The following is a 19,655-nucleotide window of genomic DNA, read 5'->3' on the forward strand; positions in this document are numbered from 1 at the left end:
ATGTCATGGATGGATAACTGATTTTTCAGCTTCCTACACTAATCTTAGACACAAACTTGCCAGCTGTGTCAAAAAAATATCAAATAAAAACAATAACAAATGATTGCAATTGCAATTATTGCACTTGTAGCGATTGGGCGGCGTTAGGCAAAAAGGGCGAGGTGAGTGATTTGTGAGGTCATAAAAAAAGAGCCACTTGGGCTCTTTTTCGGGATTATTTAGCAGCGATTAACCAGCGAAGTTTTGGTTAACGAAGTCCCAGTTAACTAATTGCCAGAAGTGGGCTAAGTAGTCAGGACGTACGTTGCGGTAATCGATGTAGTAAGCGTGTTCCCACACGTCAACAGTCAGGATTGGCGTCACAGTGCTGTCAGTCAGAGGGGTTGCAGCATTGCTAGTGTTAACGATAGCAACAGTGCCATCGGCTTTTTTCACTAACCAAGTCCAAGCGCTACCAAAGTTGTTTACCGCAGAATCGGTAAATTGTGCTTTGAATGCGTCGAATGAACCGAATGCAGCATTGATTGCATCAGCCACAGGACCTGTTGGCTCACCGCCAGCGTTAGGCGCTAAGCAGTTCCAGTAGAAAGTGTGGTTCCAAACTTGAGCTGCGTTGTTAAATACGCCACCAGTAGAAGTCTTGATGATTTCTTCTAAAGATTTACCTGCGAAATCGGTTCCTTCGATCAAACCGTTTAGCTTAACAACGTAGGTGTTGTGATGCTTGCCGTAGTGGTATTCAATGGTTTCTTGAGAAATGTGTGGTTCTAGTGCGTTCTTTGCATATGGTAATGCGGGTAATTCGAAAGCCATTAGTATCTCTCCATGGTCTTAGGTTATCGTTTTTTAAACGTGCTCACTGCGCTCTATTGTACCGATAATATTTGTGATGTGAATCATTGTTTGGCTAATTGATTAGATAGGCGTCATCGAAAAACTAATTGTAGGGCATAACCTTACAAACTGTGGGATTTTGTTCTGTGCCTAGCTGTCGTACAATAGCGGCATTGAGTCAATGTCATCGTACTTAGGAATTAAAATGGAAACAGTAGAGAAAATTAAACAGCAAATCGCTGAAAACCCAATCATCGTTTACATGAAGGGTTCTCCTAAATTACCAAGCTGTGGTTTTTCATCTCAGGTAGCACAAATCATGATCAACTGCGGCGAGCAGTTTGCATTTGTGGATATTCTCCAGCACCCAGATATCCGTGCTGAATTACCTAAGTATGCAAACTGGCCAACTTTCCCACAATTGTGGATTGAAGGTGAGCTGATTGGTGGTTGTGATATCGTGGTTGATATGTACCAAAAAGGCGAATTACAGCCGTTAATCAAAGCGACTGCTGATAAATACAAAACCGCAGAGTAATCACATTTAAACGTGATGACAGAATAATAAAAAAGCCGCTAAGTGAATAACTTAGCGGCTTTTTTGTTGCCGAATCCTAACACAAGGATTCGGCGGTGAGTGATGCGCTATAGCGCTTATTCACCGCGTTTAGTGTGATGCAGCATCACGCTCATGGTGTTTGCTTGCAGGTAACAGCAGATTCATGGTGATGGCCACAATACCACAGAGGCTGATGCCCGTGAGGCTGAAGGAGCCAATGCCAAAGGCCATACCACCAATACCGAAAACCAGTGTCACGCCGACAATACTTAAGTTACGGGGCTCGGATAAATCCACGTGATTACGGATGAGGGTATTTAAGCCCACTGCGGCGATAGAACCAAATAACAAACACATAATGCCACCCATCACTGGGACTGGAATCGTTTGCATCAGGGCACCTAACTTACCGACGAAGGCTAAGGTAATGGCGGTGATCGCCGTCCAAGTCATGATCCTTGGGTCGAAGTTACGGGTTAAGGTCACCGCGCCAGTCACTTCCGAATAGGTGGTATTTGGGGGGCCACCGAAGGCCGCTGCGGCAATTGTCGCAACGCCGTCACCGGTCAAGGTGCGATGCAGGCCGGGTTTTTTCATAAAGTCTTTACCCGTGACATTGGAAATCGCGAGGATATCACCAATATGTTCAACCGCTGGCGCAATCGCGACTGGGATCATAAAGGCGATGGCATGCCAGTTAAATTCAGGCGCAACAAATTTCGGAATAGCAATCCAGCTTGCCGCTGTAACCACCGCAAAATCCACGATCCCAAAGGCAAGGCTTAGACCATAACCCACCACAATCCCCGCCAGAATAGGCATAACCTTAAGTAAGCCTTTGGCAAAAATAGCCACAGCTATGGTGGTACAGAGTGAGGCGAGGGAAATAATCAAAGCCGTATTGGTGGGAACGAGTGTTAAGCTGCCGTCTCCACTTTTACCCAGCGCCATATTCACTGCCACAGGCGCTAAACCTAGACCAATGATAATAATCACTGGGCCAACCACCACAGGTGGAAGCAGCCGATGGATAAAGTCGGTGCCGCGCACTTTCACTAACGCGCCGAGGAGGATATACACTAGACCCGCGGCAATGATGCCGCCCATGGTTGATGGGATCCCCCAGGTTTGTACTCCATAAAGAATCGGTGCAATAAATGCGAAAGAGGACGCGAGAAAGATAGGGACTTGGCGTTTCGTGATTAATTGAAACAGTAGGGTGCCAATACCCGCGGTAAACAGGGCGACACTAGTATCCAGCCCTGTGAGTAGTGGCATTAGCACTAGGGCGCCAAATGCAACAAACAGCATTTGCGCGCCCTGAAGTGGAATAGCGAGTCTTTTCATTTATTATTCTCGTAAATTTAAGGTAAACCGCGAGATGATAACAGTTTGTTGCTATATGTTCCTTATAAAATGCCCCGATTGTGGGTAAGGATCACTGTTTTATTGCTAAAGCGAGTGACAGCACTTAATCCGTGGTCGAAATCTCCCCAAGACTCGCTAAAGGCGCTAACTATGGTACAATTTGCACTATCTGACGTTACTTCAACTACTCAAAGATGCTGAAATTCCTATTAAAGCCAAGCTTACTCGCGTTTTTATACTGCCTGTTTACCGTTAATAGCCTGCAAGCTGTTGAAGTGAGTAAATTAGATGAAGCCGATGTGCCCGTGGCTTCCCGCGCCGTGCCTGAGCGGAATAAAGCCCTTAAAGCCGCGCTGGAAAAAGTGATCATTAAAAATACCGGGACAGCACGTTCTTTGGATAACGGCGTTATTCAATCGCAACTGGCCAATCCCGATGCACTGCTGAGCCAATATGGTTATGTGGAGCAAAATGGCCAACTGCTGTTAAAAGCCAACTTTGAGCATCGCCGCATTATTACCCTGTTACGTCAGGCCCAATTACCCGTGTGGGGCATTCAACGTCCACTGACACTCTTTTGGGTTGCCATGCCAAGTGAAGGTGACACGATTTTACTGAGTGATTCATCGACCTTAGCCGAGCGTCAGGCATTCAATACCTTCTCCGATGAGCGCGGCATTCCCGTCTTGCTGCCAATCCTCGACCTCGATGAGTTAATGGGCATTAATCCCAATGATGTTAAAGGCATGTTTGCCGATATAGTGTCTAGCGTCTCGGGACGTTATCAAGCCGACTTCTTAGCCCTAGTAGCTATTGAACCAGCTGGAAACCAAGTGCGTTACCGCTTGAATTTGTACACCAAGACCACGATCGACTCGTTAACGCCGCCACTGTTTAGTTTTAATGGCACGGCAGAAAATAGCGCGCAGGCGATCACCGCCATGATGGCCGCTCTTGGGGATTATTATTTTACTAAGTACGCCATTGCCGATTCCGGCGAACAGGTCGGCGCCAGCGTGACCTTCGTGAACATTGATAAAATGGCGCAGCTAGTTGAAGTGGAAAAATACTTAAAGCAACTCAGCGCAGTGAAGAATGCGACGCTGTCGCGCATCCAAGGCAATACCGCAACCTTTTCCTTGGATTTGTTTGGTTCACAGACCGACTTTGAGCGTTTACTGAGTCTAGAGCCGCGAATTTCGGTGGTGGCGCCAGGGGAGTTTTCTGCCGGTGCCAGCCCAGCGGGTAAAACTGTCTATCAATGGCGGTTACCTTAAACTTCCCTCGTTGTGACTGGGCATGCCTATGCTCAGTCATGTGGGGGAGTCGATAATTTATTGATATTGAGACGTACGAGTGCCATTAAACTCACCGCTACAACTGTCGTTACCGGTTTACTTACCGGATGATGAAACCTTTAACAGTTATTATCCGGCAGCGGGTAATGACGAACTTATCCAAAAGCTGCGCGCCAATGCCGAAGGTCAGGGTGAAGCCGCTATTTATGTGTGGGGACCAGTGAAATCGGGGCGGACTCACTTAATGCACGCCGCCTGTGCCCATGCCAATGAACTCGACCGCCGCAGCTTTTACCTTCCCCTTGGCATTCATGCGAGTATCTCGACAGCGCTGTTGGAGGGCTTGGAGCAGCTCGATTTGATCTGCATCGACGATGTAGATGACATTGCGGGTCACCCGATTTGGGAAGAAGCCATATTCGATTTGTACAACCGTGTCGCCGAGAACAAGCGCTGTGCGCTGGTGGTCAGCGGCCGCTCGGCGCCCGCGGATGCTGGCTTCTTGTTACCTGATTTAGTCTCTCGGATGCAGTGGGGACTCAATTATCAGCTGCAACCTATGGCCGATGATGAAAAGCTAGCGGCACTGCAACGCCGCGCGGCGATGCGCGGATTACAGTTGCCAGAAGACGTTGGCCGTTTCTTGCTTAACCGCATGGCAAGGGATCTACGTACCTTGTTTGATGTGTTGGATAAACTGGATAAGGCATCCCTCGTACATCAGCGCAAGCTCACGATTCCTTTTGCCAAAGAAATGCTGCATCTGTAATCGTAGCAGTCTCGTCCTGAAATAAGTTGACACTTATTTCCACCTAAAACGCCTGATGTACCTCATCGGGCGTTTTGTATTTTAAGGCCAAATGAGACATTCGTTGATTATATATGTCTACGGTTTTCATCACTGCTTTCAACATTTACTAGTTTTCAGGCTTATGCCGTAAGCGTTTTTGTTTGAGTGGGGTTCACTGGTTCGACTATCGTATTTGAAACAGGTGGAGGTGAACATTGGTTAAGTTGTTTATATCGGCAGTTTGGCTATTAAGTCAAACTCATACCAGTGCGGAACTTATCGTGGGGCGATAGGTGAGAATCTCCCTAAGAGACTTCGAATGCATCAACACAGACCAGCCTCGCATTGAGTTTTATTCTTACAATAGCGAGGTGGATCATACATTTTATGTTTATTGACAGATTTTATGGATTATTTACGGCTATCTCCGCCAAAGTAGTAACTCACGCGTTCGCGCGGATTGAGGTACTCGTGTACTTTTTCGGGTAATGCGGCAGGTGGTAGGCAGCGCACGATACTGATCCCTTCGACTTCAAGATCGACAATTGGCGCCTGATCTTTAGGCACGAGCGCATCATAGACAAGGATTTTCGGGCACAATAGCTTTTGCAGATTGACCGACATCACCATGGCATATTGGCCGCTCGACAATTCGACCACACTTCCCGGTGGATAAATGCCGAGCATTTTGATCATCTTGCCAATATACTCCTGATTTAATTTCGTTTTATATTGCTTGTACAAATAGCCTAAGGCGGCATAGGGCATGCGTGCCTTACCTTGATTACTCGGATAGCAGAGTGAGTCGTACTCGTTCACTACGGCCAATAACTGGGAGATTTTATCAAGTTCGGCTTCCTTCAATCCCTTAGGGTAGCCTGTGCCATCGAGATACTCATGGTGATTGATGATAGGCGCCAGCGCCGCCTCTGGGAAGTTGTCGGCGAGCTTGAGCAGTTCAATTCCCAGCAGGGGATGCTGTTTAATAAAATTAAGCTCTGGTGAAGACCAAGGCGTGGTCTTTTTCAAAATTTGTGGCGGTACTTTGAGTTTACCGACATCGTGAAACAGCGCACTTAAGCCCACCAATTCGATTTCGTTGCGATCCCATTCCATTTCTTTGGCGATTAGCATGGAGAGAATTGCCACGTTTAATGAATGGTAATAAATGCTTTCATCCTGTTTAGCATCGCTCATTAGGTGCAGTACCAAGTTATCGGAGTTTAACAGTTGCTCGACAATGGTATGGACTAAATCCTTTGCATCATCAACGGCATTGAGCGGTCGATTACGAAGTTTGGCAATAAGGCTGCGCATCATGGCAACCGAGCGGGTGAAGTTTTGCTCGGTTTTATGAATATCGCGCCGAAGCTTTTTTTGCACTTCGATCTGTTCTGCCTTGTAGATATCCATTCCATTTTTAAGATCATGGAGTTCTGGACTAGGAGGGAGTTTGATGGGGTTAGCGGCTTCAGGGTTTAAGGGCGTGGTTTCACTGCGCTCCAAATCGACAATAACATGCTCGATACCGAGATTTTTAATAAGTTCAATCTGCGCAGCTTGTTTGATATGGAAGCTACTGAATAAAAAGGGATGATCTTTCCAGGCAACGGGTAAACGCACAAAATTACCCACCTGTAATTGGTGAACTGAGACTTTACAGCTTTTTTTCATATTCTTGTTATCGTGAAGCCAATGAGGTTATTTTATATCAATGCTGCAGCTTTACAATTACTTAACTTACATGTCAGCATAGTGAGAGTACAAAATAGCTGAAGCATTGAGCCAATATGGATTTTATCGAAGTATACCCTAATGCCATACCCGATGACCTGTGTGATCGTCTCATTCTTGCATTTGAACAACATTCAGGTGTGGTTGATGGTCAGACGGGAAATGGTGTTGACCTCGAAAAGAAGATCAGCCGTGATCTTACCTTAGATAATTTTGCCGATTTACAGCCACTCAAGAATGAGTTGTTGTCCTACACGCTTAAGGGCGCGGCGGATTACTTTACTCAATATGCTATGGCGTTAATGGGCGCTGTATCTGTGTCGGTGAGTGACGAGCAAGGCCAAGCTGTGACGTTAACGCCGAACAATTTTCAGCGCCTCGGTAAGCCCAGAGCCGAAGCCTTAGTCAAATATTTGTATCGCAGCGGCAGTATTAATATTCAAAAATATCAAAAGAATAAAGGTGGATATCCCCACTGGCATTCGGAACAATTTCCCCAGCTCAACCACAATGAGGCGTTGCATCGTGTCGTCTTGTATATGTTCTATCTCAATGATGTGGAAGAGGGCGGAGAAACTGAGTTTTATTACCAGCAGCGTAAAATTTCACCTAAGAAAGGCACTATGGTAATAGCCCCTGCGGGTTTTACTCACTCCCATCGCGGCAATATGCCTATCAGTAATGATAAATATATTGCCACTTCTTGGGTGATGTTTAACCGCGCCGAGCAGTTGTATGCGGTATATGGTTAACTGCTTGTGGATGCGTGCTAGGCAGGGATAGTAATTCTAAATCTTGCGCCTTCTAAATGGCTTTCCTCAATGCTCAGATAGCCACCGTAACTGCTGACAATTTCATCACACACGGCGAGCCCAATTCCTTGTCCTGGGGATTGGGTGTCGGCTCTAACGCCGCGCTGAATGATTTTTTGCCGCAGGTTTTCTTCAACCCCCGGCCCATCGTCTTCGACAATCAATTCAAAATCACCTTGATCATTAAAGCGGGCACTGACCTCAACTTGGCTTATGCACAGCCTGAAGGCGTTTTCCATTAAGTTACCACATAGCTCCATCAAGTCGCCCTTATTCCCAGGGAAATTGAGGTTTGTGGGTATGTTGGCCTTAAATTGCACCTGCTTTTCGCGGTAAATCTTGAATAGCATTTGTGCGAGTTGATCGACTAGCGGTGCGATGGCGGTGTGTTCTTGTTTTAGGCCTTGTCGGCCCAGCATGGCACGCTTAAGTTGATATTTTACCAGTTGATCCATTTGGCTTATCTGCTCCATGATTTTTTCATTGGCAGATTGCTTAGTCAGGCTAGTGTCATCGGTAATGGCATGGACGGCGGCAAGGCGCGTTTTTAGGCTGTGGGCCAGATCGTTCATCGCATTTTGATAGCGTTGTTGCTGGGCGCTCGATTGTTGTAATAATTGGTTAAGGGCTTGAGTGACACCTTCAAGCTCAATGGGATAGCCCTCTGAAAGTGATTTGGTCTTACCTTGGTTAATCGATTGCAGCTCGTTTTGCATCCGCACCAGTGGACGCATCCCCCAATATGCCGCACTGACCAGCAGAATAAGCGCGAGGGCGAGCACCATGGCTAAACGGATATAGGTACGCTTACTAAATTTACTGTATTCCTGCTCAAGCTTAGCCGCATCTTTCATCACCAGCAGGTTGTAGTGAACACCTGCGATTTCGACCGCGAGCAAATACACAAAATAGCCTCGGTCATCGGCCATCGTCAGGTAATAGGGCGGGGAGTCGTTACGGATCTCATTAAAACGTTCGCAGGTATCGAACAGGCCCCGGTCGACGGCGAGGGAAGATGTCCATACCTGTTTAAATTTTTCATCGCAGCTCGCCATCACATAGCGTTCTTGCTTGTTGTTTTCCTCCAGCCAAGCGCTGGTGTCGGGAATCAAGTCGTGCTCCCTCAGCTCGGCGGCTACCTGGGGGATCTCGGCGATAAGTTGTGCGGTTTCCTCGTTGTAGCTATTTTGCGCATGCAGAATATTGACCATCCAAGCGAGGCCAAATCCCACTAAGGTAATGATAGATAACGAGGTGAGAAACATCCGTGTCAGCAGACGTTTCTTAAATTTGAGTCTTAATTGCATGGCAGATTGAATTTATAACCTTGGCCACGAATGGTGGCTATCGGGTTGTCTATGCCATCACGGGTGAGTTTTTTGCGTAATCGGCTCACCATGACTTCAATGGTGTTGGGATCGCCTTCCTTGTCACCATAAATCACATCTAAGAGTCGCTGTTTGGCGACCACTTCGTGACAATGGCGCATCAAATATTCAAGGATCAGATATTCAAAGGCGGTAACTTCCATAATTTCGTTACCTAGAGTTACTTGCTTGGCAGCGAGATCGAGCTTTAACTCACCGCTGGTAATCACGGGTTTGACAAAGCCTGCGCTGCGTCTGACTAAGGCATCGAGCCTTGCGACAAGTTCTTCTTTCTGGAAGGGTTTGACTAAGTAATCGTCGGCACCAGCATTAAGACCCTCGACTTTATCTTGCCAGTTAACTCGAGCGGTGAGGATTAAGATTGGCGCTTTCACACCTTCTTCACGTAATTGTTGAATAAGGCTAATGCCATCCTGATCGGGTAAACCTAAATCGACGATAGCAACATCGATGGGGTAGTTAGTCGCTTGGAAGAACCCTTCCTTGGCGGTGAGAGCAACTTGGACTTGGTTGCCCAAATCGCTTAACTGCACTTTTAGATGGTGGGATAAAATAAGATCATCTTCAACAACCAAAATTCTCATAATACTCATGCCTTAAAGTCGACTGGGCTCAGTGTACGCAAAATAAATGCAGGAGCCAAATATTGTCTTAGTTTAGTCAATGGGAACTTAACCTCGGCTGACCAAGCTAAAATAGTGACGAAAATAAGTACTAATTTGTTGTCTTTAAAGCAGTTTAAGGATGATATTTGATTGTTACAGTGTCCGCTTGCAATAACGCGCCGTGTTGCGCCATATACCATTAGCACTCCATACCGCACCGAAACTAAATAGCATCACGCCGCCCATGATAGTTGCCAGCCTTATCCAAGGTGCGCCATGTGCGATACGCATTTGCACAGCATCGATTGCAGTTGTTCCCCAAACGGTGACTACGCTAATAAAAAGCATGACTTGTAGCAGCCGAATCACTAATGGATGTTTTATCAATAGTCCCAGAGGCGCGAGTGCAAAAATACCAGTGAGGACGAGCTGGTCATAACGTAAAAAATGCGCACCGAGCAGCCAAAAGGCGACAATTATCCAACTTACTCTCCACCACATAGCCTTCTCCTCTCTATATTGACGAGGGCTAATGTAGCGGCATTTAAAGATCTATTCTATTTGCTCGTTCACAAAATCAGAATAAGACAACAAAAAAGCCCAACAGAGTTGGGCTTAGATAGAAGATACCAATGCTTACTAAAGTCTAATAAGGGGCTTACTCCACTTTATGCACTTGTTCATCGAAGCTAGGGGCAACTTTTCCCGCTTGGGTATTGTTGAATACCGCTTCGTTAAATTCGCCTTCAGATTTAGCAATCACCACAGTTGCGACGCAATCGCCCGTCACGTTAACGGCGGTACGCACCATATCTAATAGTCGGTCAACACCAATAATTAAGGCAATACCTTCAACGGGGAGGCCGACTTGGTTAAGCACCATCGCGAGCATAATTAACCCAACACCCGGCACGCCAGCTGTACCAATTGAGGCCAAAGTGGCGGTGACAACGACTGCAGCATAATCGGTCAGGGTCAACTCAATACCAAAGACTTGGGCGATAAATACGGTAGCTACACCTTGCATAATCGCCGTGCCATCCATGTTAATGGTCGCGCCTAAGGGGAGGGTGAAAGAGGCAATTTTGTTATCAACACCGAGTCTGTGCTCTGAGGCTTCAATCGTAATAGGTAAGGTAGCGTTAGAGCTTGCCGTTGAGAAGGCAAACAACTGCACATCGCGCATCTTACGAATAAAGATCAGCGGATTTAAGCCTGAGAATAACTTAAGCAGGGTCGGATAGACGATAAACGCATGGAGCAGTAGTACACCAAGAACCACGAAGAAATATTTGACCACACTCTCAAATGTTCCTAAGCCTAGCGTTAATGCCAGTTTTGCCATTAGCGCAAACACCCCATAAGGCGCAAGCTGCATGATCAAGGTAACGACTCGCATAATGACTTCATTTAAATCTTCAAATAAAGCGGCAACACGTTTTCCTCGCTCACCAATATGGGCAATAGCAAAGCCAAAAATTACTGCAAAAATAATTATTTGCAGCATATTTCCTTCGCTCATTGCTTGCATCGGATTCGTTGGCACTATATTGATTAGTACACTTGAAAGACTGGGTGCTTCTTTGGCGACGTACTCCATTTTTTCTGAAGCGAGTGAAGCGTTACCTGGGTGTATAAGGACGGCACTGATAATCGCGACCACAAGAGCAATAGCGGTGGTAAATAAATAGAAGGCTAAGGTTTTGCCACCTAAACGGCCTAATTTTGAAGGTTCACTCAGTGAGCAAGTACCACAAACTAATGAAATAAATACCAGTGGAACCACTAACATTTTCAAACTTGAGATAAAAATGGTGCCGATAACATGTAAGAAACCTTCTGTAATGTAGTCTTTTACGATATCGCTTTCTGGAAAGGCATTGCGGAGTATGAGACCTAAAACAATACCTGTTCCCATACCGAACAGAATTTTACTTGTAAGGCCGAATTTCTTTTTTAATAAGGTTGCCATGGGGATTCCTGTGTGTTTTTTATACATTCTAATATTGGCGACGACAAGCCTAGCAAGAAAATGCAGAAGTTTAAATGAGTTCCGATGTTAAACTAAGTGCAAAATATGAGAAATAAAATAAGAGAGTATTGGAAAAGTTAGGTGAAAATTGTGTAATGTTAGCCTATAAGTTATAGGCGCAATCTTAGTATTATCATCAGAGTAACAGGGAGCCTGACAATGAAGTCAGCGTATAAGGTTTTTCTCGCAGGAATATGTTCACTTTTCTTGGTCGCATGCGGTGGCGGAGGCAGTATCTCCGACGATGGCACAGGAACGACACCACCCAGTGTAGTGACTGTCACTCTTAGTATTTCGAATAGTGACAATGTTTCACTGGCTACTCCTGCGGAGGTGCAAGCAACCGTTGTGGATTCTAAAACAGGACCTAAGGCTGGTATTGTCGTTACATTTAAGCTCGACAATGACGAATTGGGCACTTTTACTCCTTCAACTGGAACTCAGTTAACTGATTCATCTGGGGTTGCGAAGATTAAGCTTGATACGGGGAGTTTAGCGGGTGCAGGAAGTGTGACTGCTAGTATTGGAACTGGTGAGTCCGCTAGCATGGGATTCTATTCAAAAGGCGATGGTGCCATTAATCCAGGAACGGGGAATAAATTAAAGCTATCCCTTGTGAATGCTCAAGAGCAAGCCATAACAAGTATTAGTTCCGCAACTCCTGGAATTGTTAAAGCACTGTATACTAATAGTTCTGATGAGCCTCTCGTTGGTAAGGTTATTACCTTTACTTCAACGTTAGGTAAATTTCAGCCTGAATCAGGTACTGCTCTGACTGATGCACAGGGTCTTGCTAAAATAGCTATAACAGCAGGAACTGTTGCAGGTGCTGGTAAAATTATTGCGAAAGTTGATGATACAGAGTCAGAAGCACTTGGATTTAATACCTTAGGCGATGAAGTTGTAGTTAAACCAATTGATGCCTATAGCATTGCGTTAACTATTACAGATTCACAAGGTCAAGAAATACGGAATATTAGTCATAGTGTTCCAGGTTCAGTCATTGCAACTCTGCAAAAAGATGGGGTTCCAACTAGTTACCAAACGATTTCATTCAATTTAACAGGCCAGGGTACATTAAATCCTTCATCTGGAACTGCATTAACTGACTTGAATGGTCATGCATCAGTAACCTTAGTCACTGGTACTAATGCTGGGGCAGGTACTGTCACCGCAAGTTTTTCGCTTGAAAACGAAACAATCACCGATAGCTTTAACTTTGAAGTTGCAGGTGATGCTCCTGGTGGTAATGGTGAGGCAAATTCTTTGTCTATTCAGCTTTCAAATAGTCAGACTGGAATGCCAACAACAAATATTAGTGCTACGCAACCAGGGAAAGTGACTGTTGCTTTAGTGGATAAGGATTCAACTCCTTTGGTAGGTAAAGTTGTTAGTTTTAGTAGTACGTTAGGTAACTTTCTACCCACTCAAGGAACCGCGTTAACTGATGCTCTTGGTCGCGCATCTATTACGTTAACAGCGGGAAGTATTGAAGGTGCTGGTGAAATTACTGCCACTTATGGAACAGCTAAAGCGATTATTGGATTTGTAACCGCAGGAGATGAAATTGACCCTGTTGAAGCAAGCCCTGAAATTAGCTTTGATATCTATGACTGTAATGGTGTTGCAGCTTGGGATAAAGCGTTAAAGAATTTCGAAGTTTGTAAAACTACAGACAATATTACTAATGATAAACCCGGCATTATCGGTGCTAAAGTGACTCGTTCCGGCAGCACACAAGCTTTGCAACAAGTGTTGATTTCTGCTGCGACTACTATAGGGGCAATTAGCCCAAGCTCAGGTACTGCTATAACAAATGCTGAAGGTAAAGCAATTCTCGATTTGTATGCGAATGGTAATGTTGGTGCAGGAGAGATTTCACTGAAAGTGAAAGATGTCACTGCAACCAAAGCTTTTGAAATTGGCAGGGTTAATATTTCACTGAAACTAGAAACTTCTCTTGGCGGTAATTTACTTCCTGCTGGTGGTTCTACCATTTTGGATGTAACAGTTTTAAATCCAGACGGTTCATTAGCAACAGGCCAACCTTTTACTCTTGTATTTACCTCTGAATGCCAAGCATCCAATAAAGCAATTATTGACTCACCTGTTATTACAAATGGTGGGAAGGGATACGCTACTTATAGAAGCACTGGTTGCGAAACTCAGGATACAGTATCCGTTTCTGCTATAACTGGCGGAGGAAGTGTAAGTTCAACTGCAGTTATCAATATTGATTCTATTAAGGTTGGAGCTTTGCAATATGTAACGGCTAACCCGACATTGTTGGCATTACAAGGAACTGGAGGGATCGCAGGTGCAGGTGCTCGTTCTGAAACATCTGTAGTAACATTCAAACTATTAGATGAAACGGCAGCTCCAGCGGGGCAAGAAAGAGTTTGCTTTGAATTAAGCACCGAAGTCGGAGGGATTAGTCTAAGCCCTGCTCCATTAGCACAAGATTATGTCGATTGCCCTAATTTTCCAAAACCAAATTCTCCTAACTATCCTGCTGATTTAAGTGTGCCTAATAAGTATGCTGTAGCCGTCACGGACAGTGCGGGACTAGCATCTGTTATTGTAAGAAGTGGTAATAGAGCAACTCCTGTAAAAGTGTTTGCCTTATGGGCAGGTAGTACTGCGGATGGCCATAATGGTGTTATTTCAAATGTGTCAGATCAACTTGCAATCACTACAGGCCTTGCTGATGATGACAGTTTTTCTGTTTCAGCATCCATATTTAATCCAGAGGGTTGGGATTACGATAATGAAACAGTAGATATAAATATATTGGCGGCAGATCATTTCAATAATATGGTTCCCGCTGGCACTGTAATTGTTTTCACTGCAGAAGGGGGGGCAATTCCTGGCTCTTGTACAACCGGAGGTTTAACTAATCCTGATGGGGCTTGTAGTGTACAGTGGCGTAGCCAGAGTCCGCGACCATTTTTGAGTACAACAGTACAATGTCCTGTACCATTTTATGGAGATATTAATCCCCCTTGTATGGGGTCATCAAAGAGTCTCTTTGATTCAGGAGTCAATTCAATATTGACTGAACCTAGACCAGGGAGAGCGACTATCACTGCTTATGCTATTGGCGAAGAAAGTTTTGTGGATTTAAATGGTAATGGTTTATTTGATACTAATGAACCATTTACTGATAGATCCGAAGCTTTTACAGATCATAACGAGGATGGTTTTTATCGTAAAATATCACAAAGTTCCTCATTAGCTGATTTACTTATTCAACCTGCAGGATCGGTGAATGAGGAGTTTATTGATTACAACTTTGATGGAGTCTTTAATAAAGCTGACAATAAATATACAGGACTATTATGTGCTTCTGGTTCGAGTGCTGCTTGTACTGACACTGGTTTGGATGATAATCGAGCTCAACTAAATATCTTCAGAAATATTCCAATTGTTATGTCTGGTAGTACGCCAATGGTTCGATTAGTAAAGATCGATTCAGCTGATAAAGACACTATGACAGCAGTAACAGAAATAGATTTGATTGATAGAACAGATCCTCTAAATCCGATAGAAAAAGAGCCGCAAACAGTTTATCTGTTTGTTTCTGATGTAAATAATAATACATTACCCTACGAAACTAAAGTAACGACTTCAATAGACAATGGAAAGCTTATAGTCCCAGTGGGAGGGAGTTATACAATTGCGAGTAATGCATCTAACAAACCGTTAATATATGCATTTACTATCGGCCAAGAAGACCAACCTAACCAAAAGCTCTCTGGTGCACTTGTCATAACCGTAAAAACACCGAAAGGTTCGCCTGTGAGCGTGACTGTGAATGTTAAAGATGGCGGTTAATCAGCCCGTTTAATATTCACTTAACAGTATTAAAGGCGATCTTAGCATCGCCTCTAATTTTTGTAGTGTGAGATAGAGGTTTATCTTTGGAATGGATACACACTTCCCAATTTCATTATTTGGGTCAGCTCATCTAATGCGGTACGTGATTCAATCACTAATTGTGGATCAGTTAAATCTTGAGTCGATAAGCGGTCGCGATAGTGTTTATCCACCCAAGTGTTTAAACGCGCAAATAACGCATCGTTAAGTAAAGTGTGTTGATTAACGGCAGCGACTTCTCGCTCATTCATCGCAACCCGTAAACGTAAACAGGCGGGGCCGCCACCGTTTTGCATACTCTGTTTCACATCGAAATACAGCACTTGTTTAATTGGCGTATTGAACGTGAGTAGCTCATTTAAATAAGCATAAACAGCGGGATTCTCTTGGCAGTCAGTCGGGGCAATAATGGCCATTTCGCCTGAGGGAAGGGTGATTATCTGGGTATTGAACAAATAACTCTTTACCGCATCGTTAATCGCCACTTTGGCCGTCGGAACCTCGATAAAGAATAATTCGGTATCGAGTTTTCGCCTTATTTCATCCAATTTAGCCTGTGTATTTAAGAATGCTTGCTCATGGTAAAACAGCACATTTTGGTTACCCACGGCGATCACGTCATTGTGGAATACTCCTTGGTCAATGACATCGGGATTTTGCTGGATAAAGACGCAGTTATCCTCCTCGAGTTGGTGCAATCTTGCTATCGCCATCGAAGCTTCTAGAGTTTGTCTCGCGGGATATTTTTGTGGTTTTGGCGCATTAGGATTAGTGGCTTCTTGGCCGTAAACAAACAACTCAACCCCTGCATGACCATATTCTTGGCACAGGCGAGTATGGTTGGCCGCACCTTCATCACCGAAGCTATTATGTTCAGGTAAATGATTATGATGATGAAAATAGTGGGGATCGTTGAAAGTTGCTGTTAAGATGCGCCCCGTTGTGATGGGCTCGATGCTGCGATGCAACTTATCGACCAAGTTGGCAGGGGTAAAATGCAGTTTTCCGTCACGGGTGTCGGCACTAGGTGACACGGTTGCGGCATTTGCCGTCCACATACTCGAAGCACTACAACAGGCATTAAGCAGTGCAGGCGCAGTTTTGGCGGCTTGTTGTAAAACTTGGGCATCACTGCCAGAAAAACCAATTCGGCGCAGTGTATTAAGATCTGGGCGCTCTTGTGGCGCTAACATGCCTTGGATCATCCCTAAATCAGCGAGTGCTTTGGCTTTTTGCAAACCTTGTTTAGCGGCGGCTTTAGGATTGGAGACTAAAGCGGCGTTGTTGAGTGAGGCCACATTGCCAAAAGACAAACCGGCATAGTTGTGGGTTGGCCCAACGAGTCCGTCGAAATTCGCTTCAAAGTGCTTCATTGCTTATCCTTGTGATAGGGAAGGTTATTATTTGTTCAAATGGTCCCTGAGGGCACTCAGTATACTGAAGGTTTTTGTGGGCACAAGCGCACGCTTTTGTGCTCAAAGCGACTTTTTCGCAATAAATGCATAACTATTTCTTGCTTGCTGGCAAATAATGAAATATTAGTTTTTAATTACGCAATATTATTTTTTTACATTTTTTCAACTTTGATTAAAAAGTGACTCGCTGGTACGTATAAAAGAGGGATTAGCTTGAAACTCTCAGTGCAACCCTCTATATATGGAGCCAATTTCCACCTTCTTGAGATTTTTTGGCGCAAATCAAACTATGGGTAAATCGCTAGTTATTGTCGAATCACCGGCCAAAGCTAAGACCATTAATAAATATCTTGGCAAAGAATTCATCGTTAAATCGAGCGTAGGTCACATCCGTGATCTACCTACATCTTCTTCATCTGACGGCACTGAAAAGGTGAAATCCGCCGCAGAAGTCAAGAAGATGTCGCCAGAAGAAAAGGCGCGATACAAAAAGGTGAAAGAACATCAAGCGCTGGTATCGCGTATGGGCGTTAACCCTGAAAAGGGCTGGGCGGCTAAATATCAAATCCTACCGGGTAAAGAGAAAGTTGTTAAAGAGCTACAAGCTTTAGCCGATTCTGCTGACCAAATTTATCTCGCAACGGACTTAGACCGTGAAGGGGAAGCCATTGCCTGGCACTTGCAAGAGGTGATTGGTGGCGACTCTTCACGGTATCAGCGCGTGGTGTTTAACGAGATAACCAAATCTGCGATTCAAGAAGCCTTTAGTAAACCTTCAGCCCTTGACACCAATATGGTCAATGCCCAACAGGCACGACGCTTTTTAGATCGCGTCGTCGGCTTTATGGTATCACCGCTGTTGTGGAAGAAGGTTGCCCGCGGTTTATCGGCTGGACGGGTGCAATCTGTGGCTGTGCGCCTAGTGGTTGAACGTGAAAGCGAAATCAAAGCCTTCGTCCCAGAAGAATTTTGGGATGTGCATGCTCAGCTGAATACGCCTGCCAGCGAAGCGCTGCGCATGGAAGTGGTTAAGTACTTAGACTCAGCCTTTGAGCCAACAAATGAGCAGCAAGCATTAGCCGCCGTTCAGGCCTTATCTTCAGCCAGCTTTAAAGTCATTGCCCGCGAAGATAAAGCCACCCAGAGTAAACCTTCGGCTCCTTTTATTACCTCCACCTTGCAGCAAGCGGCCAGTACTCGCTTAGGCTTTGGGGTGAAGAAAACCATGATGATGGCGCAGCGTTTGTACGAAGCGGGTCACATCACTTATATGCGTACCGACTCCACAAACCTAAGCCAAGAAGCTTTAGACAGTGTGCGTGAGATGATTGGCAAGGAATACGGCGCCAAGTATTTACCTGCCGAACCGATTCGTTACGGCTCTAAGGAAGGTGCACAAGAGGCGCACGAAGCGATTCGTCCTTCAAATGTGAACGTCGAAGCCGCAGCTTTAACTGATATGGAACGTGATGCGCAGCGCCTTTACGAGCTTATTTGGCGTCAGTTTGTCTCTTGTCAGATGACACCTGCTCAATACGATGCGACTAAACTCACGGTAAACGCGGGCGATTACGAACTGAAAGCGACTGGACGTATCCTGCGTTTTGACGGTTGGACCCGTGTTCAAACAGCGCTGAAAAAGAAAAACGAAGAAGACAACACACTGCCCTCGGTGAACGAAGGTGATCTGTTGTCTCTGGTCGAATTAGAGCCCAAACAGCACTTTACCAAGCCGCCCGCCAGATACAGCGAAGCGTCATTGGTGAAAGAGTTAGAGAAGCGTGGCATTGGCCGGCCATCAACCTATGCCACCATTATTTCGACGATTCAAGAACGGGGTTATGTCAAAGTTGAAAACCGCCGTTTCTATGCCGAGAAAATGGGTGAAATCGTTAGCGAACGCCTCGTCGGTAGTTTTGCCGAGCTGATGAGCTATGATTTTACCGCCAGCATGGAACAGACTCTCGATGATGTTGCCAAAGGTGAACTGGATTGGAAAAAAGTCCTCGATGGCTTCTATGCCGACTTCACTAAGCAATTAGAGAAGGCTGAGTTAGCACCGGAAGAGGGCGGTATGCGCCTCAATCAAATGGTGATGACTAATATCAAGTGTCCGACTTGCGGCCGTTCAATGGGGATCCGGACTGGCACAACAGGGGTATTCCTTGGTTGTTCGGGCTACGAGTTGCCACCAAAAGAACGCTGCAAAACTACCATGAACTTAACGCCAGGCATTGAAGCGATAAGCGACAGTGAGGATGCCGAGACCGATGCACTGCGTGCCAAGCACCGCTGTGGTATTTGCGGCACGGCGATGGACAGTTATCTTATCGACGAAAAACGCAAACTGCATGTTTGTGGTAATAACCCTGTTTGTGAGGGCTATGAGGTCGAAGAAGGGCAATTTAAGATCAAAGGTTACGAAGGTCCATTAATCGAATGTGACCGTTGCGGCCATGATATGGAACTGAAAAACGGTCGTTTTGGTAAGTATTTCGGTTGTACTAATTCGGAATGTAAGAATACTCGTAAGTTACTGAAAAACGGTGAAGCGGCACCACCAAAAGAAGATCCTATCTATCTGCCAGAGCTGAAATGCAGCAAGTCTGATGCGCATTTTGTGCTACGTGATGGCGCGGCAGGGATTTTTTTAGCGGCCAGTACTTTCCCTAAATCACGGGAAACCCGCGCACCACTGGTTGAAGAGTTAGTGAAATACCGTGAACTGTTATGGCCTAAGTATCAGTATCTTGCCGATGCACCTATCGCCGATGATGAGGGCAACAAAGCGGCGGTTAAGTTTAGCCGTAAGACCAAAGAGCAATACGTGGCGACCGAAGTTGGCGGTAAAGCAACCGGGTGGTCGGCTCATTATGTGAATGGTAAATGGGTGACAGAATCGACGGCGAAGAAAGCCAAGAAATAGTTCCTCGATAATCGTACT

At 45.3% G+C, this 19,655-nt stretch carries 14 protein-coding genes; 6 read left to right on the forward strand and 8 right to left on the reverse strand.

All coding sequences use genetic code 11. The annotated features are described in order from the left end of the window. Positions 1-228: 228 nt before the first annotated feature. A complete protein-coding gene (sodB, locus tag SHEWMR4_RS08345; RefSeq protein WP_011622352.1) occupies positions 229-813 on the reverse strand; it encodes a superoxide dismutase [Fe] in 585 nt (194 codons plus the stop codon). 226 nt (positions 814-1,039) lie between these two features. Here sodB and SHEWMR4_RS08350 point away from each other — a divergent pair, with 226 nt between their 5' ends. Beyond that, the gene (locus SHEWMR4_RS08350; protein ID WP_011622353.1) at positions 1,040-1,372 is read left to right on the forward strand and encodes a Grx4 family monothiol glutaredoxin; all 333 of its coding nucleotides are present in this window, start codon (positions 1,040-1,042) and stop codon (positions 1,370-1,372) included. Positions 1,373-1,501: 129 nt separating this feature from the next. On the opposite strand, the gene SHEWMR4_RS08355 is transcribed toward SHEWMR4_RS08350, so the two are convergent. Beyond that, positions 1,502-2,740 (reverse strand): uracil-xanthine permease family protein, encoded by a 1,239-nt coding sequence (locus SHEWMR4_RS08355; protein ID WP_011622354.1) that lies wholly within the window; start codon positions 2,738-2,740, stop codon positions 1,502-1,504. 215 nt (positions 2,741-2,955) lie between these two features. Between SHEWMR4_RS08355 and SHEWMR4_RS08360 the strand changes: the two genes are divergently transcribed. After that, positions 2,956-4,038, forward strand: coding sequence for a DUF2066 domain-containing protein (locus SHEWMR4_RS08360; protein WP_011622355.1), 1,083 nt, complete (start codon positions 2,956-2,958; stop codon positions 4,036-4,038). 79 nt (positions 4,039-4,117) lie between these two features. Continuing rightward, a complete protein-coding gene (gene hda, locus SHEWMR4_RS08365; RefSeq protein WP_011622356.1) occupies positions 4,118-4,828 on the forward strand; it encodes a DnaA inactivator Hda in 711 nt (236 codons plus the stop codon). A 432-nt stretch (positions 4,829-5,260) separates the two neighbouring features. Here hda and SHEWMR4_RS08370 read toward each other — a convergent pair whose 3' ends face one another. Further along, positions 5,261-6,523, reverse strand: coding sequence for an HD-GYP domain-containing protein (locus SHEWMR4_RS08370; RefSeq protein WP_011622357.1), 1,263 nt, complete (start codon positions 6,521-6,523; stop codon positions 5,261-5,263). A gap of 116 nt (positions 6,524-6,639) precedes the next feature. Between SHEWMR4_RS08370 and SHEWMR4_RS08375 the strand changes: the two genes are divergently transcribed. Next, positions 6,640-7,335 carry a 2OG-Fe(II) oxygenase gene (locus tag SHEWMR4_RS08375; RefSeq protein ID WP_011622358.1) on the forward strand — a complete coding sequence of 232 codons (696 nt, stop codon included), beginning with the start codon at positions 6,640-6,642 and terminating at the stop codon, positions 7,333-7,335. 17 nt (positions 7,336-7,352) lie between these two features. Here the strand turns inward: SHEWMR4_RS08375 and SHEWMR4_RS08380 are convergent, their stop codons facing one another. The 4 genes from SHEWMR4_RS08380 to SHEWMR4_RS08395 all read right to left on the reverse strand — a co-directional run bounded on the left by SHEWMR4_RS08380 (position 7,353) and on the right by SHEWMR4_RS08395 (position 11,360). Continuing rightward, positions 7,353-8,702 (reverse strand): ATP-binding protein, encoded by a 1,350-nt coding sequence (locus SHEWMR4_RS08380; protein WP_011622359.1) that lies wholly within the window; start codon positions 8,700-8,702, stop codon positions 7,353-7,355. Continuing rightward, positions 8,693-9,367, reverse strand: a complete 675-nt coding sequence (locus tag SHEWMR4_RS08385) for a response regulator (protein ID WP_041408752.1) — start codon at positions 9,365-9,367, stop codon at positions 8,693-8,695. Before SHEWMR4_RS08385 ends, SHEWMR4_RS08380 begins: the two co-directional genes overlap by 10 nt. Before the next feature lie 174 nt (positions 9,368-9,541). Further along, the gene (locus SHEWMR4_RS08390) at positions 9,542-9,889 is read right to left on the reverse strand and encodes a hypothetical protein (RefSeq protein WP_011622361.1); all 348 of its coding nucleotides are present in this window, start codon (positions 9,887-9,889) and stop codon (positions 9,542-9,544) included. Positions 9,890-10,046: 157 nt separating this feature from the next. Then, on the reverse strand, positions 10,047-11,360 hold the full coding sequence (locus SHEWMR4_RS08395; RefSeq protein ID WP_011622362.1) for a dicarboxylate/amino acid:cation symporter: 1,314 nt from the start codon (positions 11,358-11,360) through the stop codon (positions 10,047-10,049). Positions 11,361-11,579: 219 nt separating this feature from the next. Between SHEWMR4_RS08395 and SHEWMR4_RS08400 the strand changes: the two genes are divergently transcribed. Further along, on the forward strand, positions 11,580-15,254 hold the full coding sequence (locus SHEWMR4_RS08400) for an invasin (protein ID WP_011622363.1): 3,675 nt from the start codon (positions 11,580-11,582) through the stop codon (positions 15,252-15,254). An 80-nt stretch (positions 15,255-15,334) separates the two neighbouring features. Here SHEWMR4_RS08400 and astB read toward each other — a convergent pair whose 3' ends face one another. Next, entirely contained in the window at positions 15,335-16,669 is a 1,335-nt protein-coding gene (gene astB / locus SHEWMR4_RS08405) for an N-succinylarginine dihydrolase (protein ID WP_011622364.1), read from the reverse strand. Between the two features lie 331 nt (positions 16,670-17,000). Here astB and topA point away from each other — a divergent pair, with 331 nt between their 5' ends. Then, positions 17,001-19,637 carry a type I DNA topoisomerase gene (gene topA / locus SHEWMR4_RS08410; RefSeq protein ID WP_041409019.1) on the forward strand — a complete coding sequence of 879 codons (2,637 nt, stop codon included), beginning with the start codon at positions 17,001-17,003 and terminating at the stop codon, positions 19,635-19,637. Positions 19,638-19,655 lie beyond the last annotated feature (18 nt).

It is taken from the genome of Shewanella sp. MR-4 (genome assembly GCF_000014685.1).
Taxonomy (GTDB): domain Bacteria; phylum Pseudomonadota; class Gammaproteobacteria; order Enterobacterales; family Shewanellaceae; genus Shewanella.